Here is a 22,023-nt window from a genome sequence, read left to right as displayed (position 1 = left end):
TTCCCGTTGGCCGGATCCGGACCGACGCGCGACATCGGCCCTGGGGCCGCCGGAATACCGGACACCACTGCGGCCGCGGGCTGTCTAGCCCCGATCTCGTTGCGGACGCAACTGCGGCTGGTCCGCGATCACCCAGCTAGCCCCGCGACGCGGCGAAAAAGCGGCGTGCGGGATTGTTTGGATCGATTCCAATGTATAGATTAGAATTAATCCAAACTGTGGGGCAGAGTGATGATGCTGGCGAAATCGGAGGGCATCCCCCTCGAGTCCGACGCGGCCGAGCGCCACCGCGCCTTCGTGCTGCAATACGTTCAGCCGGCCTTGGCCGGCCTGATCGACGGCTCGGTCTCGACGCTCGCGCCGATCTTCGCGGCGGCGTTCGCGACCCACAGCAACTGGGCGACGTTGCTGGTGGGACTCGCGGCCTCCGTCGGCGCTGGCATCAGCATGGGTTTCACGGAGGCGCTCTCGGACGATGGCAAGGTCACGGGGCGTGGCTCTCCGCTGATGCGCGGCGTCGTCTGTGGCGTGATGACGGCGCTCGGCGGGCTCGGACACACGCTGCCCTACGCGATCTCGGATTCCTGGCCGAACGCCTTCACGATCGCGACGGGACTGGCCGTCGCCGTCGTGGCGGTGGAATTGCTCGTGATCTCGGCGATCCGCACCCGCTACATGGCGACGCCGTTCTGGCGAGCGACGCTGCAGGTAGTGCTCGGCGGCGTGCTGGTGCTGCTCGCGGGCGTGTTCATCGGAAGCGCCTGATCGGCGCGGGACGGGCTTGTCCCGCCGCGCTTGACGGCGGCCGGGCGAGCCGCGATGCCGAAGCGGTGCAACCCAGCGTCCGCCCCGCGATGTTCCGCCTCGCCCACCTCACCGATCCGCATGTCGGCCCGCTCGCGCGGCCGCGCCTGCGCCAGCTCCTGAGCAAGCGCGCGACAGGCTACGCCAACTGGCGCCGCGGGCGCTCGCGCAGCCACGACATGGCGGTTCTCGCCGCCCTGGTGGCGGACATGCGGGCGCAGGCGCCCGACCACATCGCCTGCACGGGGGACCTCTGCAACATCGGCCTGCCGAGCGAGTGGGAGACGGCGCGCGTGTTTCTTGAGGCTCTGGGCGCGCCGGAGGCCGTGAGCTTCGTGCCCGGCAACCACGACGCCTACGTGCGCGGCTCCCTCGAGGGTCTGCTCAAGTCCTGCGCGCCCTGGACCTCGGACGATGACGGCCGGATGCGGGCCTTCCCGTATCTGCGCCGGCGCGGACCGCTCGCGCTGATCGGCCTGTCCTCGGCGATTCCGACGAAGCCTTTCGTGGCGAGCGGGCGCCTCGGCCCGGCGCAGATCGCGGCCGCCGAGACGATGCTGCGGCTTCTGGCGCGCGAGGCCGATCCGCCGGCACGCGTGGTGATGATCCACCACCCGCCGCAGCCCGGCGGCGCCTCGCCCGGACGCGACCTGAAGGACGCCCGCGAGTTCACCGCCATGATCGGCCGGACCGGCGCGGAATTGATCCTGCACGGCCACAACCACATCGGCAGCGTCGGCTTCATGCCAGGCCCGGACGGTGCCGGCGTGCCCGTCGTCGGCGGTCCCTCGGCCTCCGCGAGGCCCGACGCGCCGGGCAGCCGCCATCACGGCATGCCGGCGCGCCGGGCGGCCTATTACCTCTACGTCTTCGAACGCGAGGGCGTGCGGCACGCCATCACGGGACTGCAGCGTGGCCTCAACGGCGAGGGAGTTGTGGAGGATTTCGGGCCCCTGGCGCTCACGCAGGGATGAGACGCGCGTCGGCTCTGCCGAACCGGCGCGCGTCGCAATGCTGTCGGGATGGGGACGGTCAGGCTTCCATCGGCAGGAGCGCGTTGCGCTCCTGGCGCGCGATGCTGGCCTCGTAGCGCTCGGCCTGAAGGCGGGTCAGTCCGCAGATGAGAGCTATGGGGCCGCGATAGACGGTGTAGGTGCCGTCCTGGGTCGGTCGAACACGAATCATCTCGGACATGGGAGCCACCCTGCCTTGGAGGTTGATCGTCGAACGCTGTTACGATGGGACGACGTTAACCTGCCGTTCAGACAACGCAAGGCCCCGCGAAGCCGATCTGCCTAAGTATTTCTGCTGCGACGCAGCAGCCTGTTCTGGACGAAGGAAGGGCGTCCCAGCCTCGTCTGCGGTGTCTCAGGAGCGGGAATTCGCGCCTGCGTTCAGGCGTGTAGTGGCTCGCAGGACCAGCCGGCGGCGGGTCGCGAGGCGGTCCGTTACAGCCGCGGTTGCGTTGCAAGATCTCACCGGCGAAGCCGCGCGCATTTTCGCGGCGGATCGTCTATGGTCCTGGGAAAGCCGGATCTTCGCGGTCCGGGTCGACTCCTTTCGGGAGCACGGGTTCGGGGCGGAAACTCGGCGGTTTCGGTGCGGGACTTGCTCCTGGCTCGGTGCTCGGCCTATGCCGGGCCACGGCTTGGCAGGTCTCCTCGGGCGGTGTTCGAGAGCGCCGCCAGCCATCGCCGGACCTCCCCGATCCGATGCCAGAGACGACGCGAGACAGCGCTGAATGGACGTATTCCTGCAGCAACTCATCAATGGGCTGACGCTCGGGTCCATCTACGGACTGATCGCGATCGGCTACACGATGGTCTTCGGCATCATCGGCATGGTCAACTTCGCGCATGGCGACGTCTTCATGGTGTCGAGCTTCATCGCTCTGATCCTGTTCCTGCTCCTCACCACCTGGCTCGGCCTGTCCTCGATCGCGCTGGCGCTGCTGATCGTTCTGGTTCTCACGATGGCGCTCACCGCCCTGTGGGGCTGGTCGATCGAGCGGCTCGCCTACCGCCCCTTGCGCGGCTCCTTCCGTCTTGCACCTCTGATCTCGGCGATCGGCGTCTCCATCTTCCTGTCGAACTTCGTCCAGGTGACCCAGGGTGCGCGCAACAAGCCGACCCCGCCCATGCTCAACGGCGGCATCACCCTGCTCGATCAGGGCGGCTACGCGGTGACGCTCTCCTACAAACAATGCCTGATCATGGCGGTGACCGCCGTGCTGCTCCTCGGCTTCTGGTACCTCGTGCAGCGCACGTCCTTCGGCCGGGCCCAGCGCGCCTGCGAGCAGGACCGGCGCATGGCCGCGCTCCTCGGGATCGACGTCGACCGCACCATCTCGCTGACCTTCGTGCTTGGTGCGGCGCTCGCGGCAGTCGCGGGCGTGCTCTACCTCCTCTACTACGGCGTCGTGTCGTTCTCGGACGGGTTCGTGCCGGGCGTGAAGGCCTTCACGGCGGCGGTGCTCGGCGGTATCGGCTCGCTGCCCGGCGCTGTTCTCGGCGGCCTGATCATCGGCCTGATCGAGACCTTCTGGTCCGCCTACTTCTCCATCGAGTACAAGGACGTGGCGGCTTTCTCGATCCTCGCGATCGTGCTCATCTTCATGCCCTCCGGCATCCTCGGCCGGGCCGAGGTCGAGAAGGTTTGAGGGCGATGCGGGCGTTACAGACGGGCCGGCAGGACGGGCAGGTCTCCCTGGCCGACATCGTGCGGGACGCGGGCCTCTACGCGCTCGTGACCCTCGGGCTCTGCATCCCGATCGTCAGCTTCCGGACGGATCTGATCCAGGGGGGCGCCCTCGACCTGACCCCGCGCTGGGGCCTCGTCGCGGCGCTCTGCGCGACGATCTTCGCCCTGCGGGTGGTGCAGCGTCTGGTTCTCGCGCGGCGCGACGCGCGGCGGGCACTGACGCCCGCCGCCCATCAGGCGACCGAAGCGGTTCATGCCGAGCCCAATGCCGGGCAGCGCGTCTCGCGCCTGGCGCTGCCGCTCTTCGTCGGCTTCGCGCTCGGCCTCCCCGCCATCGCGGTTCTCGCCACCGGTGGCTTGAGCCAGTCGCGCTACTGGATCGACCTCGGGATCCTGATTCTCACCTACGTGATGCTCGGCTGGGGCCTGAACATCGTGGTGGGGCTCGCGGGACTCCTCGATCTCGGCTACGTCGCCTTCTACGCGGTGGGCGCCTACGCCTACGCGCTCCTCTCCACCACGTTCGGCTTGTCCTTCTGGATCTGCCTGCCGCTCGCCGGCCTGTTCGCGGCGCTCTGGGGCATGATGCTGGGCTTCCCCGTCCTGCGCCTGCGCGGGGACTACCTCGCCATCGTGACGCTCGCCTTCGGCGAGATCATCCGCCTCGTCCTGATCAACTGGGTGGACCTCACGGGGGGCGCGGCCGGCATCTCCTCGATCCCGCGGGCGACCTTCTTCGGCCTCCCCTTCACGGCGGCCGAGGACGGGTTCGCGGCCCGCTTCGGCATCGGCTTCGACTCGATGCACCGCAACGTCTTTCTCTACTACCTCATCCTGGCGCTCGCGCTCGTCACCAACCTTGTGACCCTGCGGCTGCGGCGCCTGCCGATCGGCCGCGCCTGGGAGGCTTTGCGCGAGGACGAGATTGCCTGCCGCTCGCTCGGCATCAACACCACCACCACGAAGCTCACGGCCTTCGCGCTGGGGGCCATGTTTGGGGGCTTCGCGGGCTCGTTCTTCGCCGTGCGCCAGGGCTTCATCAGCCCCGAGAGCTTCAACTTCCTGGAGAGCGCCATCATCCTGGCGATCGTGGTGCTCGGCGGCATGGGCAGCCAGGTCGGTGTCGCCGTGGCGGCCGTCGCCATGGTCGGCGGTCCCGAGATGCTGCGCAACCTCGGATTCCTGAAGGCCGTCTTCGGCGAGGGCTTCGACCCGAACGAGTACCGGCTTCTGCTCTTCGGCCTCGCCATGGTGACCATGATGGTCTGGCGTCCGCGCGGGCTCATCTCGGTACGCGTGCCCTCGGTTGCGCTGAAGGAGCGGCGCGCCATCGCGGGCAGTCTCGTGCGCGAGGGGCACGGCTGATGAGCGCCCCGATCCCGCCCCGCGACGCGGCGCTGACCGTCGATCACCTGACCATGCGCTTCGGCGGCCTCGTCGCCGTCAACGACCTCTCCTTCACGGTCCGGCGCGGCGACATCACCGCTCTGATCGGCCCGAACGGCGCCGGCAAGACCACGGTCTTCAACTGCATCACGGGCTTTTACAAGCCGTCCGAGGGGATGCTCACGCTGCGCCACGCGGACGGCGCGAACCACCTCCTGGAGCGGCTGCCGAACCATGCGGTGAACCGCCGGGCGCGGGTGGCCCGCACCTTCCAGAACATCCGCCTGTTCCAGGGCATGACGGTGCTGGAGAATCTGCTCGTCGCCCAGCATGCGCCGCTGATGAGGGCCTCCGGCCTGACGGTGCTCGGACTCCTCGGTATCGGCGGCTACCGCGCGGCCGAGGCCGCCGCCATCGAGCGGGCGAAGGTTTGGCTCGAGCGGATCAATCTCACGGCGCGGGCCGACGATCCGGCCGGAGACCTGCCGTACGGCGCGCAGCGGCGCCTCGAGATCGCCCGCGCCATGTGCACGGAGCCGGTGCTGCTCTGCCTCGATGAGCCGGCCGCCGGCCTCAACCCGCGCGAATCGCTGGAACTCAACGCGCTCCTTCGCCGGATCCGCGACGAGGACGATACCTCGGTGCTCCTCATCGAGCACGACATGTCGGTGGTGATGGAGATCTCCGACCACGTGGTCGTGCTCGATTACGGCGTGAAGATTGCTGACGGGACGCCGGGCGAGATACGGGCGGACCCGAAGGTGATCGCCGCCTATCTCGGCGTCGAGGACGAGGAGGTCGAGGCGGTAGACGCCGAGGTCGGCCTCACCGTGCCGGTGGCGGGAGCGGAGGCATGAGCGTCGCGGGCATCAACGTGCTGGTCGAGGAGACCCGCGCGCGTCAGGCGGAAGCCCGCGCGCCGCTCCTCGCGGTGCGGGGCGTCTCGGCCTATTACGGCAGCGTCGCGGCCCTGCGCGAGGTCGACCTGGAGGTGGCCGAGGGCGAGATCGTCACGCTGATCGGGGCGAACGGGGCCGGCAAGTCGACCCTGATGATGACGATCTTCGGCAGCCCTCGGGCGCGCTCGGGGAGCATCACCTTCGCGGGCCGGGACATCACCCGGATGCAGACGCACGAGATTGCCCGGCTCAACATCGCGCAATCACCCGAGGGGCGCCGCGTCTTCCCGCGCATGAGCGTCTACGAGAACCTGCAGATGGGCGGGTCGCTGCATGCGGGGCGCCACTTCGCGGAGGACCTGGAGCGGGTCTGCACCTTGTTCCCGCGCCTCAAGGAGCGCTTGAACCAGCGCGCCGGCACCATGTCGGGCGGCGAGCAGCAGATGCTCGCCATCGCCCGAGCCCTGATGAGCCGGCCGAAGCTCCTCCTGCTCGACGAGCCCTCGCTCGGCCTCGCGCCGCTCGTGGTGAAGCAGATCTTCGGGGCGATCCGCGACCTCAACACGCGCGACGGCATGACGATCTTCCTCGTCGAGCAGAACGCCTACCACGCCCTCAAGCTCGCCCATCGGGGCTATGTCCTCGTCAACGGGCGCATCACGCTGAGCGGTCCGAGCCGCGCCCTGCTTGACGACCCGTCCATCAAGGCCGCCTATCTCGAGGGCGGGCATCCGGTGCCGGAATCTGCCGGGCCGGGCGGGGGAGCGTGAGCGTGGGCGAGGGGCTACTCTTCGAGGAAAGCTCGATCGGGCTGTTCCTGCTCGTCACGGTGCTGATGGGCGGCTGGGCGGCCTGGATGACGGCCCGCGGCATCGCGCTGGCCTGGCGTCCCTTCTGGCAAAGCGCCCTGGCGCTGCTCGTGCTCGCGGGCGCCGTGCGTTTCATCCACTTCGCGCTGTTCGAGGGGACGCTCCTGTCCCTCCACTATTACCTGGTCGATGCTGCCGTGCTCCTCGTCGTCGGTGCCGTCGGCTTCCGGGTCACTCGAACCCGCCAGATGACCACCCAGTATCGCTGGCTCTACGAGCGTGCCACGCCACTGACTTGGCGGGCGCGCCCGCGGGAGACATCCGCCGAGACCCCCTGATCCCGCCCGGCCGCACGATTCTCGCGCCCGCACGGATGCCACACGGAGAGGAAGACAATGAGAACATCCTTGCTGGCCGGCCTCGCGCTGGGGCTCCTGGTCTCGGGGGCCGCGCAGGCGCAGATCAAGATCGGCGTCGCCGCCCCGATCACCGGCAACAGCGCCGCCTTCGGCGCGCAGCTCAAGAACGGCGTGAGCCAGGCGGTCGAGGACATCAACAAGGCCGGCGGCATCAAGGGCCAGAAATTCGTGCTGTCGGTGGGCGATGACGCCTCCGATCCGAAGCAGGGCGTCTCGGTCGCCAACAAGTTCGCCTCGGACGGCGTGAAGATGGTGGTCGGCGACTTTAACTCGGGCGTCTCGATCCCGGCCTCGGAAGCCTACCAGGACGCCGGCATCATCCAGATCACGCCGGGCTCCACAAACGTGAAGTTCACCGAGCGCGGCCTGTGGAACACCTTCCGCACGTGCGGGCGCGATGACCAGCAGGGCGCGGTCGCCGCCGCCTACCTCGCCCAGAACTTCAAGGGCAAGAAGGTCGCCTTCATCCACGACCGGACTCCCTACGGCAAGGGGCTCGCCGACGAGACCCTGAAGGCGTTCAAGGCCAAGGGCGGCAAGGAGGCGATGTACGAGGGCATCAACCCGGGCGAAAAGGATTTCTCGGCGCTCGTATCGAAGCTGAAGCAGGCCGGCGTCGACGCCATCTATTTCGGCGGCTACTACACCGAGGCCGGCCTCATCCTCCGCCAGGCGCGCGACCAGGGCCTGTCCGCGCCGATGATCGGCGGTGACGGCATGGTCGACAAGGAACTCGTGGCGATCGCCGGCCCGAGCGCCGAGGGCACCCTGACGACCTTCCCGCCGGATGCCCGCAAGAACCCGAACGCCAAGGACGTGGTAGCGGCCTTCAAGGCCAAGAACATCGATCCGGAGGCCTACACGCTCTACGCCTACGCGGCGGTGCAGGTCCTCGCCAAGGCGATCGAGGAGACGGGCTCCACCGACGGCAAGAAGCTTGCCGACTACCTGCACCAGGGCAAGCCGACCAAGACCGTGATCGGCGACATCGCCTACGACAAGAAAGGCGACATCACCCGGCCGGACTACATCCTCTACAATTGGAAGAAGAACCCTGCCGGCAACATCGACTACACGGGCAACGAGATCACGCAGTGATCTGACCGGCGCGGCGCGGACCCCTCGGGCCCGCGCCGGCGCGCGCATTGTCCGCTACGTGCCACCGGTTCGGCGCGAGACGATGCGCTCCATGAAAGGTTCGAGCGCTTTTCGTGATCCGGAGATCGCGGAAGACGCTTCAGCGACTACAGCCGACGCAGATGCCCTTGGGGATTTTCGCATCCCGGGTGCCCCGGTTCCCCGAGCGTTTGCGGCCGGCCTCAGTCGTCGGCCGGGCGCGCATCCGCTGTGCTGGACGCTTGACGGATCCGTTCGACGCCGCGTCCGAGCCCGTCCTCACGGCGGGCGGCGGTGGTCGTGCCTCGCCGCGGTCCCCGCCGCTCAACTGCTCGCGCTGGAGATCCCGGAGCAGGTCCTCGGCCTGCCGTCCGGCCTCCGACGGTTTGAGATCGAGCGGAGCCCCGCCCTGCGCCCGCGCCGGTGCGCCGGGCCCGGCCAGGAACGCTGCGAGGATCAGCCAACGCGTTCTCATCCCGATCTCGACGGCCGGTCCGCGCGGGAGTTTCACCGACCGCGGGCACCGCGGGCAAGCGGAATCCGCAACGCCGCGCGGCGATCCGATGTTCCGGAGCAACACCCGCGGGCTCCGAGACGCTTGCGGCTGTCGGTCTCAGCGCCGGTGCCATTGCCATCCCGCACGGCTTCGGCAAAGTCTTGTGCGGAAGAGTTCGCGACCGGGGCAGTGAACCCGAAGGCAGCGTGATGTCAGTATCAGACAGGCAGCTTACCCCGTTCGAGGCCGCCGTCTCAGGGCTTGCCAAGGCCGCGGCCCGCGACGAGCGCCTCGCCACCGATTATGCGCGGCTCGCGGCCTACATGGCGCAGGATGGCCGCCCCTCCGCCGTCGACCTGTTCGAGGGCCTGAGCCGCCACCACGCGATCCGGGCGCTGGAGGAGCGGGGGCAGCTCGAGGCGACGGTACATGCCCAGAACGGGGCCGGCGAGGCCTGAACGGCGCCCTCAGACATCCGTCCGCTTGAGCGAGACCGATGTGCGGGCGCCACTGTGCTCCGCGTCCGGATTGCGCAACTCGCGCATTCCCGGAGCCCGGCCGGTCGTCAGGAAGACGAGCACCGTCAGCGCCAGAATGATCTTCGAGGCCATCGCCCTCTGCCCTCTTGCTTAAGAGGGCGGCAATAGGATCGAGAGCTTTCGCGATTGTTGCACTGCGGGAGGCGTCGCTTCGAGCCCGGTCGCAATCACGGCGCAGAGTCAACAAAGCGTGAAAGACGTGGCCACTACCGATCTCCGCCTGATCTCGTGCGGCGCCGATCGTAGGCCTCGTGTAAATCTTCACGGATTCGCAAGAACACGCAGAACGTGTATACCGCCTTCCGAGAGGGGTTGGCGGACGAATGAAGGGCGGGGGGAACGCGGGGACGTGGGTCCTCTTTCGCGCGCGCGCCGTTTGCGCTGCGCTGCTGGCGCTGATCATGGCCGCGTCGGTCGCGGTCGCCGGTGAATTTGACCCTCGGCTTCTGCCGGCGCGTCCGAGCTACGCGCGAAGTGCCCGCTGCGCTGCGGTGCGCATCGCCATGCCGTCAGGCACCCATGCACTGCCGGGCAGCAACCGGATCTCGCCGCGCCCGGCCGATATCCCGATGGGCTAGGGCGACAGCGCCATCTGCTTCGCCTACGCCACAGCCGACATGATCGCGCAATGGGTGGGCCGCGTGGTCTCGCCCCTCGACGTCGCCGCGAAGTTCTACTTCGCCGATTCCGCTTAGCTCGCCGCCATCCGCAATCCCGCGCTCCGGGCGTACCTGCGCACGCACCCGACCTATGAGGCTGACATCGCCTGGAGCCGCAACGCGGCCGACATCAGCCGCGACGGCAATCCGCAGGTGCATCCGTATTTCGATAAGCTCGAGGGCGGCGAGGAGGATACAGCGGCTCTCCTCTACAACATCGGCGGCCTCTGCGAGGAGCGCGGCCTGCCCGCGCACGAAGGATACGCGCATTTCGCGCTACTTCGCGGCCCAGCGCTATGCCAGCTTCGTGCGCGCGCCGAACCAGTGCTTCCGGCACGTCGGCACGGCGCCCGGCAAGCTGCACAGCCGGAGGGCGGTCGCCTTCAACGCCGCTTGGCTCGCCCGCATCGAGGCGCTCTGCCGGCGTAGGCCGCTGCCGGTGCCGCTGCTGCCGGTCTCCTACCGGGTCGCCGCCAACCAGCTTGAGTTCATGGAGATGCTGGAGGCAGATCGAGCGCCCGGCACGGCTCAGGTCAGCCGCATGCTCGCGATGGTGGATTACGCCCTCGACCATGTCCGCGCACCGACCATTGGCTACAGCTGGTACGTGCTGCAGGAGCGCGATCCGAAGGATCCGGATCTTGCGGCCGACCATTCGAGCACTGTCGTGGCCCGTCGAAGGCGCGCCGGCCGCTGCCAGTACCTCGTCCAGGACAATACAGGCGAATACTGTACCCGGTTGCGCGAGGGCCTGCGCGAGCGCTGCCACTACGGACGGGTCTGGCTCTGGGAGGACGAGCTGAGGCGTACGCTCTACAGCGTCATCTACCTGCGCTGACGGAGCCGACCGCCGGTGCGAGGAGCGGCACGCCGGGCCTGCTCGCGCGCGAGACGGCCCAGAGCGCGGCGATCGCGATCAGCAGCCCGATCAGGATCCGACCGGTCCGGCGTCGCGCGGCCGGCCTCGATACGGCACAGTGCGGGCAGCATCGCGCGTCGGGCAGGATCGGCTGACGGCAACGCCTGCACCGCAGAAGCCTGCTCCGCTGAAGACTCATGGTCGCGCTCCCGCCCGGGCGCGTACTCCGCCGGCCCGGCGTGCAGGATACCTGGCAATCCCGGCCCGCGTCTCGCGCCGGTCTTCCGAGCGTGATCAGGCGGCAGCGGTGAGGTCGTCCATCCGTCCGCCGCTTGGCCGGCCCTTCGCGGGGCGCTCCGGGGCGATGAGGCTCAGCACCGGGACGGACCGGGCCCGCTCGGCCGCCAGCATCGCCATGCCGGCCTCGGCCATGCTGACCTTCTCGCGCTCGCTCAACTCGCTGAACATGTCGTCGATGGCGTTGAGCCAATCCTCGCATGAGGGCTCGTCGGTCTGCGCGAGAAGGAACAGCAGGACATCGACCACGCGCTCGCGCATCGGTCGTGGCGCGGGCATGGCGTCGGGAGGTGGATCGCCGGCTCGCGCCCACGCGACGCTCGTCGTCCGATGCGGGGCAGGTTCCACGGCGGCGGACTTCGCGAAAAGGCGCGTGCACTGCAACATTAGGGCGCTGGCGAAAGCTTTCGCCGCCACAACCGTTTTCGATCTGTTCTGCATCCGCGTGCGCGCCTTCATCGGGGCCTTCCCGCTCCACGTGGCTTTAATCAGATTCGGCGGGACCTGTCGGTCCGGTCCCGTACGAAGCCTCGAACTTTCTCAGTCATTCCTGCAGTGGGGCGCCGGATCGATTTGTCTCCGGCCGTCGTCGGCGCGGCGAAGGGCGGGCCATATCTGATGAGGTGTCGGCGGTTGCATCCGCGGTGGCGAGACCTGGGCGAGGATGAACAGCGATCGATCCGGGCCTGATGGGGCGAACCGCCGCGGCATCGCGCCGATCCTCGTGAGCCGCAATCCTGCACGTGCAATCCTCGCAAAGCACGCCTCGGACGGCCGGGCTCTTCCTCGGTGCAGTACCGCAGAGGCCGGCGCGCGAATGCTAGATCGGCGTGGGGTCAAGATCAGTCCTGATAGTCTGGCGGTTCGTCGAATTCACGCCGACCGTACGATCGAAGACAATGTGTGTCCGCGTCTATTGGCAGTAATTTCATGATTGCCGGGCGGTCGTGCGCATCATTACACTCTGGTGCGAACGCGTGATTATACGGTGCGGCGTGGCAGGAACCGTGCATCGAACAACTGGCATTCGGCAGCCGGCAGCCCTGGCGGCGAGAGGCCGGTCTCGCTTGGCGCGGGGCCGCTCCGCTTGCCGCCGCGGCGCTCTTGCTCTCATCGCGATCGCGGTGGCGTTCGCTGTCGATCCTGGGGAGGCCGTCGCTCAGCCCCAAGCCGAGATGCTGGCTGCCCAACCAACGGTCTCCGCCGCCCGCACGGCGCGTCCTGCCTCGCGTTTCGTCAAGCGCAGGACGAGTCCGCTCACCCCGGTACCCGAGCGCGTCCAGACCGTGACCCTGGTGGCGGGCGAGCCTGGCAGCACCGCCCTCGACATCGCCGCCGACATGGCAAGCGCGCTCGATGACGAGCGTTTGCGGGTCGCCGTGCTTCTCGGCCGCGGCGGCGAGCGCAACATCACCGACGTCCTGCGCACCCGCGGCGTCGACATGGGCGTCATCGCGACGGCCGACCTGCGCCAGGCCGAGCAGTCGGGTGTGAACAAGCGCGTCGTCTACATCGCGAAGCTCAACAATGCCGAGCTTCATATCCTGACGCGCCGCGAGATCCGCCACATCACGGATCTCGACGGGCAGGCGATCAATCTCGGCGAGGTCGACAGCTCCACGCAGACGGTCGCCCGCGCAGTGCTGAACCATCTCGGCATCCGCTTCACCGAGGCGAATCTCGGCCAGCGGGAGGCGACCGCACAGCTGAAGGCGGGTGGCCTCGTGGCCTCGTTTTTCCTCACGGGCAAGCCCGCCTCGCTCTACGGCGAGTCGCACCGCGGGAGCGGCCTGCACTTCCTCTCCGTGCCCTATGAGCCGGGCCTCGGCGATGCGTATTATCCGGCGACCCTCGATCGCGAAGATTATCCAGACCTGATTGCGGAGGGCGAGAGCGTCGACACCGTCGCGGTCGCTTCTGCCCTGGTGGCGTTCGACTGGCCCGAGGCATCGGAGCGCTACCGGAGACTGCAGGCCTTCACGGTTGCCCTGTTCGATCGGTTCGAGCGCCTGCGCGAGCCGGGTCGGCATGCGAAGTGGCGAGAGGTGAACCTCGCCGCGATCCTGCCGGGCTGGCGGCGCTTCAAGCCTGCGCAGGAGGCCCTCGATCGCCGTGCGGGGGCGTCGGGATCGGTGATGCCGGCCGCGGCGGCGGTGCGGCCGGCCGAGCCCGCCGCCGTCCGCGGCCGCGCCGGCCTGTCGGGATTGCAGGACATTTCCGGACCTCCCGAGGGGGGCCGTTAGCCGGACGCTCGCCGAGGCCGCGTGCGTTTCGCCTCGATCCGGAAGGGAGGGTGACATGGCAGTTCCAAGCGGCCGTTCAGGCCAGGGCGAGCCGGCCCCGGAGGGAGAGGTCCGCCCGCTGTTTCCGGAGCAGGGCGTCGGCCCGTTCCGCAGCACCACGGACGAGCAGAGCGACATTCGCTTCCTGAAGCGCTACGGCCCCAAGCAGGCGCCGGTCGACATGCGCCAGTTCGGAGGCCTGACTTCGAAGGACAGCTCGCCCTCCGCCCTGTCGAAGCCTGAGAACTTCATCGCCGAGGGCTACGCAAGGCGCATGCTCCACCGCGTCATCGGCCGCAAGCGCTGGCCCCTCCTTCTGATCGCCGGGGGGCTCGGCGCAGGGATCGCCGTCCTGGTGCTCGATATCCGGCTGCCCGCCCCGTTGGCGCGGTTCGACCTGCGAACGGCCGAGATGCCGGCGGGACCGAAGACCGTGCCGGCCGAGGCGCCGAGGACGGCCGATCTCCGCCCGACGCAATCCCAGCCTGCGGGTCCGCCGCCCACCTCGGAGCCGTTCCAGGCGCCCCCCGCTGCCCCGGCTCCCAGCGCCGCCGATCTCGAGAAGCAGCTCGTGACGAGCGGTCTGCCCCCGCAGGCCGCGGACCCGTTCGCGATGGGTGCCGCGAAGGTCACGGCCTTTCCGCCGGCGCCGTCCGCGCGCGAGGTGGACCCTCCGACCCAGTCCGGTCCGGCTCCGGTCGCACCGGCGGAATCGAAGTCGCCGCCGGATCCGGCCAGGACCGAGCCCCGGCGCGCCGCGGCCCCCGAGCGCGACCTGCGCAAGCTCGACGGTCTCGTCGCGCGCGGCGAGCAACTCCTGGTCTCGGGTGAGATCGCGGCGGCCCGTCTCTTCTTCGGACGCGCTGCCACCGAGGGCGACCCGCGCGGCGCGCGCGGCGTCGCCAAGACCTACGACGAGCGCGTCCTCAAGACGCTTCCGGTCCTGGGCCTCACCGGCAATCGCGCCGAGGCCGAGCGCTGGTATCTGAAGGCGGTGGAATTGGAGGCCGGACAGGCGGGGGCCGGACGCTGACCGCCGAGGACGATCCGCGGACGTCCATCCCTCGGCAGGCGGCAACGTGAAGGCCGGTCAGGCTCGGGGCCCGAAAGCGGGCATGCAGCGCGGTCCCGCGCGCTGAGCGCGGAGCACCCTCGGACGGGACACATCCCCGAAACGGCCCCGGCTCGGCCGTGGCTCTAAATCTGCCGGCTCGCGGCCTCATGGTCGTGACGGGCTTGCACATGACGGGGTGCCGCGACCCGTCGAAGCGGCGTGGGTCCTCGCGGCGGGTTCTGCAGCACCGTCCGCTCGATGATCGGAACGGACAACAGCGAGCACGTCTCCCTGTTGGTGCAGCGGCAATGCTCCCGCCGGGCCCGGCAACTGGTCTGGACGATGGCGCAGGTGCCATTGACGAAGACGGTAACGTCGATTCCACAGACGCTGCAGACGTCTTTGATGATGTCCATGCTCTCCCTTGTGCCGGGCCAGCGAGGGCCGACCGCCAGGCACGGCCACGAACGACGGGGCAAGCGAAACCGTTCCGCTTCGAGGCCAGGGTTCATTACGGCCGATGGGAGCGGGGCCGCGGGACAGCGCGGCCCCGCTCTCTCCGGCCGGGGATCAGCCCTTAAGACAGGTGCTCATGAAGGTGCGCCGCTCCTTGCCGGCCAGCTTCTTGGACGAAGCGTCGGCGTTGCAACTCTTCATCTTCTCCTGTTGCGGCGTGAGCGTCTTGGCGGGCGCGGCCGCGCTCTTGCCGGCGAGGCAGTCGGTCATGAAGCTTTTGCGGGCATCGCCCGTCAGCTTCTGCGTGCCCGCGTCCGCGTTGCAGGTCTTCATCCGCTCGCGCTGCGCCGCCTGCCCAGCCGAGGGCACAGCAGCGCCCTGCTGCGCGAGGGCCGGGCCCACGAGGATGACGAGCAGAGCGAGCGCGGGGCTGAGAGAGCGCATGGACATGGTCCTCCAAGATTGCTCGACCGTATCAGGCGCGGCACCGCAGGCGAACGCGCGGCCGCAGCCTGTGCACAACCTGATGCAACCGCGCCTTCGTCGGGGCTTTCGCGTCGGCCTCAGGGCGCCTTCACGACCTGCCCGCGGATCTCGCCCTTCGGGTTCGCCCCGGTGTGGATGTTGAAGTAGAGCTTGCCGGCCGCGAGGTCCGCGGCCTTGGCCTCGTCGAGGGTCGCGGAGCCGCTGAAGGGGCTGCTGGAAGCGGTAACCGGGATCAGGACGCCGGCATTCGCCCCGGCCTCGGCGGGGCCGTGGAAATGGGCGGCGGTGACGGGCCCGGTCAGCCCGCTGTAGCTGCCCTTCCAGGAGAGCTCCCTGCCGGCTGGATCGTAGGTCAGAGTCACTTCGCCGGTGCCCGTCGCGGCGTTGGCAGGCACTTCGCTCTGCCCGTTCAGGCTTGCCCGGTAGGTGGCAGTCCCGGCGGCGTCGGCGCCGCTCAGGGTACAACAGGCGAGGCCCAGAACGACGAGGCCGGTGCGAACAGCGTGGATCATGTCATCCTCCCGGTGGCCAACCCCCGATAGGGGTGCCGAGAGGGAAGGTAGGTAGGCCGTGCCGTAAGGCCACACCGTGCCCGCGCGAGCGACGGCCACCGCGAGAGGCGGCGGCTCTCAAGTCAGTCAGGCCGCTGGCGGCTCGGGCGGGCAGGCCCCGGCGCAGACAATCCGTGCGACGATCGCCAGGGAGGGTCGGCCGGGACGTCGATCAGGTCGACCTGAAGCGCGCCGAGGTAGCCGGTGAGCCGGTCGCGCGTCGGCTCGTCCTCGCATTGCACCCAGAACGGTGCCGGCAACGCACCGGGTCCGAGCCGCAGGAGCGCCGCTTCCGCCAGCAGAGCGGCGTCGCGCTCCGTCGACGCGGCGACGAGGCGCCGGCCTCTCGGGGTGCCGATCAGGATGACGATGCGGACCATATCGACGCAACGGTTGGGCGGGCGCGTCGTTGCTCAACCTTTGGCGGTGCAGGATCGGCGCATCAGGATTAGGCGCACATGCCCGCTGAGGCCGCAATCGGGAGGCCCGAACCGTCCGCCGGAACCGCCAGGCGATCGCCGCCGTTCCGGAGGCATTCACCTGACCGCCGCCCATGAGCGATCCACGAGGTTAGGAGGAACCCATGAAGGCTTCATCGAGAGCATCCTTGGTCGCCGCGAGCGCCGCGCTCGTCGGCATCAGTATCGGTGCCGCCGGGGCGGCGCCCGCCATGCCCGTCTCCGCGCAAAGCCTCCGCGCCGCGTCAGCGGCAAGCCCGGTCGCTATGTGCGGCTATTCCTGCCGCCGCGGCGGCCGCTACATCCCGGGCCCGCCGAGCGTCTGCTACGAGGAGGGGCTGAACTATTGCGGATCCTCGCGCGATGTCGGGCCGCGCCGGTTCTACGACGGAGGCGGCTACGGACGGCGCTACGAGCGCTACGAGCGCTACTGATGACCGAACCGGCGAGGCCGGGCGGCGCGATCGCCTGGCCTGCGCACGCAATGGCGTGACGGGCGGCGCGCGGGTGAAGGGGCGACGCTTGGGCTTCCCCGATCGGCGGCGGGAACCGCATCGTCCTACCCGCTCCGGACTTCCGTCGGTGCGTCAGCGAGCGGCCCCGCCACCGAGACCGGCTGGCCCGGAGGGCCGGACCATCCGGCCCTCGTAGCCGTCGTAGCCGCCGGAATATCCGAAGCTCCTGTACGAGATTCGGCCCTCGGCCCGCTTGCGCGGCCCGCCTTCGACGCGTGCTGTGCGCGGGATGCTCCGGGCGAGGCCGCCCGGTCCGGTTCGCATCGACCTGGACGGCTCGGGAGCTGGCTCGCCATCTTCCGGCTGTCCGTCATCGAGGCGGATCCGGTACCCCATCGTCAGGTAGTAGCCGTCCCGATCCTGCCTCGGGAAACCCTTCCACGAGCGGTCCGGGCCGTAGGTCCGCCGAAACGGCGCGCTGTGCCAGTAGCGGATCTCGCGCATGCTGCTCCCATTCGTGGCCTTGAGCCGGCTCTCGTGCGATGCTCCTGAAGCAGGGAAACCCTATCATGGCAACGGCCGACGGGAACTGGGCACGCTCGACGCCCCGGGCGCTTCCCCAGACACCTCGTAGGCAGCAACCGCATCCACTCGCTCATGCCGTCCACGGGCTTGGCAAGAGCGGCATTATCAAAGGCGGGAGGACGCGATGAATGAAATCTATGGGATAATCATCGGACGTCGAATTGCGGCATCGGCGCAATGGCACATCGGTCAAACCGCGGGAGCGGTGACGTAAGGCACGATACCGACGAAAACTTAAGCCCCGACAAGGGCTTGAGCACCAACTGGCGCTCCCAAGGGGATGCGGCGCTAAGGAGCTCAGAGCATTGATTAATCACGGCTTTTTCTGCGAGCGTGTAGCAGCAATGTAGCATGCGTCCGGTGCGTTCTGCCAGGCCGCGCTGTCGCTTTTTGGAATCGAAAGTTCGGGGCAGGGCGGCTTTGGGCCACACGGCAGGAGCGGATGTCATCCCTAACTGCTCGGATCATGGCTGCAACGGACGGAGCCCATGGGGTGGCGGGCTGGCAGGGGCTCTACCTGATCGAGGCAGCCCCGAGCTTCCTGCTTGGCTTCCTGGTGCTGGCCTACCTTACCGTACAACCTGAAGACGCTCACTGGCTCGATGCTCAAGAACGGACGCTTCTGGCGATTACGGGTTTCATGGTCGCGGCGGGCCTGCTGACGCTGGTGCTCAGCTCAAGCGGTGCGGGAGCTCGGATCAAGCACTCTCCAGCAGAGTGAGCCGGTCGCGGCTTAGGGATAGCCCAGGGGAACGCCTGTCCCCTCGTTGCTCGAACTGGCGGCCCCGCATCCTCGACGGTGACAGACACCAGACAGCCGTGCACCGACTGGCTCAAAGCGGCTCACTCAGCCCGCTTCCTGGCTGAGGTTAGGCTCCTGGGCGAAGCGAGCGGAACAAGCCCATCAGCTTGCCGCCTGCGGTGGTCTCGCCATGCTCCTCATTCGGGTGTGGGCCGGGCTCCTGATCCGCGCTGTCACCCCGCTCAACAGCCGCCGAATGCTCACGGCGCTCTCGAAAGAAGTGCGTCAGACACTCAAGGGCAAGGGGCGGCACGGGATGGCCGTAGTCCCGCAGCAGGAGGACAGCTTCTGAGAGAGCCGTCACGGACTGCTCATCGACCGGGCGGTGCTGCATCATCTTGGCCAAGGTTCTCTCAGCCAGCCTGACCGCAAGCTCGGATACCGTTTCCAAGCGCTCGCTCGGTGCGTCCGCCGTGTTCATCGGCATCATCTCCCGCTTTCGAGGTTAACACCTCTACCGGCGGATCGTTGGGGCCGTCCTGATCCTCCCGCTCTTCCGAGCGATAGCCGATTTGCGCAGGCACTGGGTGACCTCTCACCTGCAAGCGTGAGCCGGGAACGGCGGTGCCTCGCCTGGGTTGGAACATGCCGACCCGGAGGATTGTGCGTATGGACATCTGGCAGCAGATCGAGCGCGACCACGCGAACATCACGCAGCTCATCCATGAGACGCCGAACGCTCTGAACACCCCGGCGTGTTGCGCAGCCGCGAGCGGCTCCTGGGCAACGAGGGCGAGATTGGTCTAATCGTCGCCCTCAACCCGATCGTGTGCAGGTCCGTCTCGGCTGTCCTCCAGGCCAAAAAGAACCCGAGGATGCCTGGCCCATCTCGGTGGAAGCGAATGTACCAGTCGAGCCCGTCCGCCCCCGACGCTGAGATCGCGAAGAAGTCGGGCCGCATCACCTTGAAATTCACACGTGCACCCTCGCGCGCAAAGCGGTCGAGCGAACTGCGATAGCTGTCCTGCAAGCTGTCCGGTGCAGAAGTATAGCTCAGCACCACAAGGTTGGCAGGATCCTTCCAAGTGATGCCAGTCGCGGTGCGCTCCTCACGTAGGCCGAGGCCAACAGGCACCCAAATTGGGCGACCGCGGAACGGATGCGGAGCGGCGCGAAATCCCCAAGTGCGCAGCAGTGGCGTGGCCTCGCGCATCAGCGCACCTGTCTGCAGGTCGCTGAACATGCCGGTGGCAGGTTGCAAGGCCTGCGACTGGTAGCGGAGCAACGTCTCAAACAGGCGCTTCGAGAAGCTCACGCTTGGGACGGCGACTTGATAGCCGGTGGCTGTGAGCAGCACCTGGAGCTTGATGCGCTGATCGACCGAAAGCCTGTCGAACAGGTTGGCAGCAATGTCGTACTGCGGCGGCCCTGCCGGAGGAAGGATGGCGGCTGGAGGTGCGTTCGGCTGACCGAGCCAGGCCGTCGCGTAGCCCTTCTCGTTCAGGTGACGACGCAGAGCGGTTGGGAAATCGACCTTACGCTTGCGGTCGTCCGGACATTTGCTCAGCGGCAGATTGACGACGCACTCCTCCAGCACCCAATCGGAGTTGCGGTCGTAGAGCTGGAGCATGCGTGCCCATGCCTGCTCACCACGCCCGACGAGAATGCTCTGGGCAGCCCAGCCTGCCAGGAAGCCGTTGTCGCGCCAAACCTCCGGACTGAAGCTCGCGCTATGCTCCATGGTTGCCAGCCGCTGTCGATGATAAGCAGCGTACTCGGCACGGCGCGATACATCCTCGATCCGCCCCTCACGCAGGCGTGCGATCCGAGCAGGAAGGTTCGAGGATGAGTAAGGCGCAAAGGCGTAGAGGAAGCTCTGGTCGCCGCTCAGAAGCTCGTAGACCCCATCGCCGTCGAGATCCTCAAAGGCGTAGCCGCCCCCGCCGTCGAGGGTGTCCCCATCCACGACATTCCAAAACCCGTTTCGAGCATCCTCGGTAGCGATCTGGGTGACGGTGCAGCAATGCGCACCGCCCCAGAAAGAGGAGAACACGAAGCTCGGGCGGGGTGAGGCTGGATCGAGACGTACCGCCTCCATTTCCGCGAAGTCGGAGGCATAATCCTCTTTCGGGTCTCGCGTGGACCGCTCCAGCGCCATTTTGAAGAGCTGACGTCCGCTCTGCTGCCCAATCGCAATGGGGTGACGATCCGAGCTGCCCTTCTCCGGGGCACTGCTGATGGTCACGCTGACATCCGCGAGCCGCATGACAACGTCGCGCTTGCCATCGTACTTTACCGACGCGGCGACTGGTGATGATCGAGAGGGCGGTGTCCAGACCTGTTCGACGTAGCTGTCACCGCGCGAGAAGATGAAGTCGCTGGGCAGTCCTCCCTCGCGCGACAGCTTCTGGCGCAGCGTGCGAGCATCGGAGACCTGTTCTGGCCCGAAAACGACAGCGTACCAGCCGTTGGCTGCGCGCACGACACGCACATTTGGATGTTGCCAGCGATGGTAACGCGCGACGCCGATTGCCTCGTCGAGATTGGGCCGACTGGCGATCACGACCCAGCGCGCAGTGCCGCCAAGGTTAAGTCCGCCTGCTTGAACCGGCAGCTCCATCAAGAGCACGACGATCAGCCCTGCGAGACCTCTGAGAAGCCTGCCCATCTTACACTCGTTCGCTCTCATAGGCCGGGGCGCGTTCTCGGTCGTTCCGGCACGCGCGCAAAGCGCCGTACGCACTAGGCATATCCGCCGTGGGCCGAGGTCAAGCACGGTTGAGCTGCGGCGAACAAGATTGTGAGTCGAGCGTGGCCCAGCTGCCGGAAATACCCGCGCGTGGCCTCAGTGCCGACGGGGATCGCATAAGGCCGCATCCGACGGAGCTTCTTAGCGAAACGCAATCAGCCAACTTGGCAATTAGCGTCGCGTCAATCAAAAGCCTTGACCGGAGCTTTTATTCCTAGCAGACTGGTGATGCTGCGGTGGTGATTGGCTCCTCACCGTAGGTGTCCCGTGGCCTTGTTCGGTAGGGATGTCTGCCAGTCGCGAAGTTCAGGGAACGTACCCTCATCACCACTGGTGGGGCTGATCTCTGCCGCCTCGTGGGGAGCCTGCGGGCTCCCTTTTCCATTTCAGGAGGCCTCTACGGCCTGTGATCGCTTGAACCACCCGATGCGGTGAGCGTTTCGCCTCTCCTGCGCGAGGAGGAGCGATGCTGTCGGAGGCACAATGGGCCGAGTTGGAGCCACTCGTTGAGGCATGTCGGCCGAAGGGCAAGACGCCGCCTCAGGATCTGCGTTGCACGATCTCGGCCATCCTCTAGCGCCATCAGAACGGAGCCAAGTGGCGCGCTGTGCCAGCTGAACTCGGACCCTGGTGGCGTGCCCTCAGGTCTTCATCCGGTGGGCACGTGCCGGCGTCTGGGAGCGGCTCCTCAGCCTCGTTCAGGAGCGCGGTGTGCAGCTCGGCATGGTGTTCCTCGACGGCACCAGCGTGTGCGCTCACCAGAAGGCGGCGGGGGCTGCGCGAAAGGGGAATCTCAAGCTGAGCGCGATCATCGTGAGGCGCTTGGCCGCTCTCGCGGCGGCTATGGCACCAAGGCTTGCGTGATCGCCGATGGCGCTGGTCGCGCCATCGCCTTCCGGATCGCGCCTGGGCAAGCGCATGAGCTGCCCCAGGCCATCCCGCTGCTCGATCAACTGCCGGGCGTGCCGAGGTGGGTGGTGGGCGACCGGGGCTACACCAGCCATCACTTCCGCGAGCACATCTGGCGCATGGGTGCACGGCCTGCGATCCCGCCGCAGCGGCATGAGGCTCCTGTCGCTTGTCCGGAGTGGATCTACAACAACCGCAGCCGGGTCGAGCGTCTTGAACCGCTCCGGGAATTTCGGAGGCTGTTTGGTTTGGATCAGGCAGCCAAGGCTCGGACCTCGGCTTGTGCATAGTAGCGTGCTTCGGCCTCGGCGGG

Annotated in this window: 25 protein-coding genes and 2 pseudogenes; 15 read left to right on the top strand and 12 right to left on the bottom strand. The window is 67.9% G+C overall.

The window, feature by feature from the left end; translation table 11 throughout:
* Positions 1-288: 288 nt before the first annotated feature.
* Positions 289-765: pseudogene (locus WDW90_RS05055) on the top strand (VIT1/CCC1 transporter family protein); the annotation flags it as partial.
* Positions 766-854: 89 nt separating this feature from the next.
* On the top strand, positions 855-1,778 hold the full coding sequence (locus WDW90_RS05050; protein ID WP_336486370.1) for a metallophosphoesterase family protein: 924 nt from the start codon (positions 855-857) through the stop codon (positions 1,776-1,778).
* 58 nt (positions 1,779-1,836) lie between these two features.
* Here the strand turns inward: WDW90_RS05050 and WDW90_RS05045 are convergent, their stop codons facing one another.
* Complete coding sequence (locus WDW90_RS05045; protein WP_336486208.1) at positions 1,837-1,998, bottom strand: hypothetical protein; 162 nt, start codon at positions 1,996-1,998, stop codon at positions 1,837-1,839.
* A gap of 547 nt (positions 1,999-2,545) precedes the next feature.
* On the opposite strand from WDW90_RS05045, the gene WDW90_RS05040 reads away from it, so the two are divergent.
* From WDW90_RS05040 to WDW90_RS05015, 6 genes are read left to right on the top strand one after another with little or no spacing between them, the layout of a single operon-like run.
* A complete protein-coding gene (locus WDW90_RS05040; RefSeq protein ID WP_336486207.1) occupies positions 2,546-3,463 on the top strand; it encodes a branched-chain amino acid ABC transporter permease in 918 nt (305 codons plus the stop codon).
* A gap of 5 nt (positions 3,464-3,468) precedes the next feature.
* Complete coding sequence (gene livM, locus WDW90_RS05035) at positions 3,469-4,869, top strand: high-affinity branched-chain amino acid ABC transporter permease LivM (protein ID WP_336486206.1); 1,401 nt, start codon at positions 3,469-3,471, stop codon at positions 4,867-4,869.
* Complete coding sequence (locus tag WDW90_RS05030; RefSeq protein WP_336486205.1) at positions 4,869-5,747, top strand: ABC transporter ATP-binding protein; 879 nt, start codon at positions 4,869-4,871, stop codon at positions 5,745-5,747. The genes livM and WDW90_RS05030 overlap by 1 nt, the downstream gene beginning before the upstream one ends.
* Positions 5,744-6,559: an ABC transporter ATP-binding protein gene (locus tag WDW90_RS05025; protein WP_336486203.1), complete on the top strand. Its 816-nt coding sequence runs from the start codon at positions 5,744-5,746 to the stop codon at positions 6,557-6,559. Before WDW90_RS05030 ends, WDW90_RS05025 begins: the two co-directional genes overlap by 4 nt.
* A 2-nt stretch (positions 6,560-6,561) precedes the next feature.
* On the top strand, positions 6,562-6,936 hold the full coding sequence (locus WDW90_RS05020; RefSeq protein WP_431310982.1) for a DUF6867 family protein: 375 nt from the start codon (positions 6,562-6,564) through the stop codon (positions 6,934-6,936).
* A 57-nt stretch (positions 6,937-6,993) separates the two neighbouring features.
* Positions 6,994-8,115 (top strand): branched-chain amino acid ABC transporter substrate-binding protein, encoded by a 1,122-nt coding sequence (locus WDW90_RS05015; protein ID WP_336486201.1) that lies wholly within the window; start codon positions 6,994-6,996, stop codon positions 8,113-8,115.
* Positions 8,116-8,254: 139 nt separating this feature from the next.
* On the opposite strand, the gene WDW90_RS05010 is transcribed toward WDW90_RS05015, so the two are convergent.
* Positions 8,255-8,608 carry a hypothetical protein gene (locus tag WDW90_RS05010; RefSeq protein WP_336486200.1) on the bottom strand — a complete coding sequence of 118 codons (354 nt, stop codon included), beginning with the start codon at positions 8,606-8,608 and terminating at the stop codon, positions 8,255-8,257.
* A 230-nt stretch (positions 8,609-8,838) separates the two neighbouring features.
* On the opposite strand from WDW90_RS05010, the gene WDW90_RS05005 reads away from it, so the two are divergent.
* Positions 8,839-9,087: a hypothetical protein gene (locus WDW90_RS05005; protein WP_336486199.1), complete on the top strand. Its 249-nt coding sequence runs from the start codon at positions 8,839-8,841 to the stop codon at positions 9,085-9,087.
* 9 nt (positions 9,088-9,096) lie between these two features.
* On the opposite strand, the gene WDW90_RS05000 is transcribed toward WDW90_RS05005, so the two are convergent.
* Both WDW90_RS05000 and WDW90_RS04995 read right to left on the bottom strand, forming a co-directional pair.
* The gene (locus WDW90_RS05000; RefSeq protein ID WP_336486198.1) at positions 9,097-9,240 is read right to left on the bottom strand and encodes a hypothetical protein; all 144 of its coding nucleotides are present in this window, start codon (positions 9,238-9,240) and stop codon (positions 9,097-9,099) included.
* Between the two features lie 437 nt (positions 9,241-9,677).
* Positions 9,678-10,097: a hypothetical protein gene (locus WDW90_RS04995; RefSeq protein WP_336486197.1), complete on the bottom strand. Its 420-nt coding sequence runs from the start codon at positions 10,095-10,097 to the stop codon at positions 9,678-9,680.
* Between the two features lie 37 nt (positions 10,098-10,134).
* Here WDW90_RS04995 and WDW90_RS04990 point away from each other — a divergent pair, with 37 nt between their 5' ends.
* On the top strand, positions 10,135-10,665 hold the full coding sequence (locus WDW90_RS04990) for a hypothetical protein (RefSeq protein ID WP_336486196.1): 531 nt from the start codon (positions 10,135-10,137) through the stop codon (positions 10,663-10,665).
* Between the two features lie 315 nt (positions 10,666-10,980).
* Here WDW90_RS04990 and WDW90_RS04985 read toward each other — a convergent pair whose 3' ends face one another.
* The gene (locus WDW90_RS04985) at positions 10,981-11,442 is read right to left on the bottom strand and encodes a hypothetical protein (protein WP_336486195.1); all 462 of its coding nucleotides are present in this window, start codon (positions 11,440-11,442) and stop codon (positions 10,981-10,983) included.
* Positions 11,443-12,158: 716 nt separating this feature from the next.
* Between WDW90_RS04985 and WDW90_RS04980 the strand changes: the two genes are divergently transcribed.
* Together WDW90_RS04980 and WDW90_RS04975 are read left to right on the top strand one after the other, a co-directional pair.
* A complete protein-coding gene (locus WDW90_RS04980) occupies positions 12,159-13,226 on the top strand; it encodes a TAXI family TRAP transporter solute-binding subunit (RefSeq protein ID WP_336486194.1) in 1,068 nt (355 codons plus the stop codon).
* Between the two features lie 55 nt (positions 13,227-13,281).
* The gene (locus tag WDW90_RS04975; RefSeq protein WP_336486193.1) at positions 13,282-14,298 is read left to right on the top strand and encodes a hypothetical protein; all 1,017 of its coding nucleotides are present in this window, start codon (positions 13,282-13,284) and stop codon (positions 14,296-14,298) included.
* A 164-nt stretch (positions 14,299-14,462) separates the two neighbouring features.
* On the opposite strand, the gene WDW90_RS04970 is transcribed toward WDW90_RS04975, so the two are convergent.
* The 4 genes from WDW90_RS04970 to WDW90_RS04955 form a co-directional block, all read right to left on the bottom strand.
* Complete coding sequence (locus WDW90_RS04970; protein WP_336486191.1) at positions 14,463-14,735, bottom strand: hypothetical protein; 273 nt, start codon at positions 14,733-14,735, stop codon at positions 14,463-14,465.
* 154 nt (positions 14,736-14,889) lie between these two features.
* Positions 14,890-15,219: a PsiF family protein gene (locus WDW90_RS04965; protein WP_336486190.1), complete on the bottom strand. Its 330-nt coding sequence runs from the start codon at positions 15,217-15,219 to the stop codon at positions 14,890-14,892.
* A gap of 119 nt (positions 15,220-15,338) precedes the next feature.
* Positions 15,339-15,773, bottom strand: a complete 435-nt coding sequence (locus WDW90_RS04960; RefSeq protein ID WP_336486189.1) for a CHRD domain-containing protein — start codon at positions 15,771-15,773, stop codon at positions 15,339-15,341.
* A 122-nt stretch (positions 15,774-15,895) separates the two neighbouring features.
* Entirely contained in the window at positions 15,896-16,192 is a 297-nt protein-coding gene (locus WDW90_RS04955; RefSeq protein ID WP_336486188.1) for a hypothetical protein, read from the bottom strand.
* Between the two features lie 203 nt (positions 16,193-16,395).
* Here WDW90_RS04955 and WDW90_RS04950 point away from each other — a divergent pair, with 203 nt between their 5' ends.
* Complete coding sequence (locus WDW90_RS04950) at positions 16,396-16,704, top strand: hypothetical protein (protein WP_336486187.1); 309 nt, start codon at positions 16,396-16,398, stop codon at positions 16,702-16,704.
* Between the two features lie 153 nt (positions 16,705-16,857).
* Here WDW90_RS04950 and WDW90_RS04945 read toward each other — a convergent pair whose 3' ends face one another.
* Complete coding sequence (locus tag WDW90_RS04945; protein ID WP_336486186.1) at positions 16,858-17,229, bottom strand: hypothetical protein; 372 nt, start codon at positions 17,227-17,229, stop codon at positions 16,858-16,860.
* Positions 17,230-17,803: 574 nt separating this feature from the next.
* On the opposite strand from WDW90_RS04945, the gene WDW90_RS04940 reads away from it, so the two are divergent.
* Positions 17,804-18,031, top strand: a complete 228-nt coding sequence (locus tag WDW90_RS04940; RefSeq protein ID WP_336486185.1) for a hypothetical protein — start codon at positions 17,804-17,806, stop codon at positions 18,029-18,031.
* 148 nt (positions 18,032-18,179) lie between these two features.
* Here the strand turns inward: WDW90_RS04940 and WDW90_RS04935 are convergent, their stop codons facing one another.
* Positions 18,180-18,533 (bottom strand): hypothetical protein, encoded by a 354-nt coding sequence (locus WDW90_RS04935; protein WP_336486184.1) that lies wholly within the window; start codon positions 18,531-18,533, stop codon positions 18,180-18,182.
* Between the two features lie 237 nt (positions 18,534-18,770).
* A complete protein-coding gene (locus WDW90_RS04930; RefSeq protein WP_336486183.1) occupies positions 18,771-20,720 on the bottom strand; it encodes a hypothetical protein in 1,950 nt (649 codons plus the stop codon).
* Between the two features lie 547 nt (positions 20,721-21,267).
* Between WDW90_RS04930 and WDW90_RS04925 the strand changes: the two are divergent.
* Positions 21,268-21,925 (top strand): annotated as a pseudogene (locus WDW90_RS04925) (IS5 family transposase); the annotation flags it as partial.
* Positions 21,926-22,023: the final 98 nt, after the last annotated feature.

Origin of the sequence: Methylobacterium nigriterrae, assembly GCF_037106235.1 — a bacterium.
GTDB lineage: Bacteria > Pseudomonadota > Alphaproteobacteria > Rhizobiales > Beijerinckiaceae > Methylobacterium > Methylobacterium nigriterrae.
This window is presented reverse-complemented; position numbering and strand designations above follow the sequence as displayed.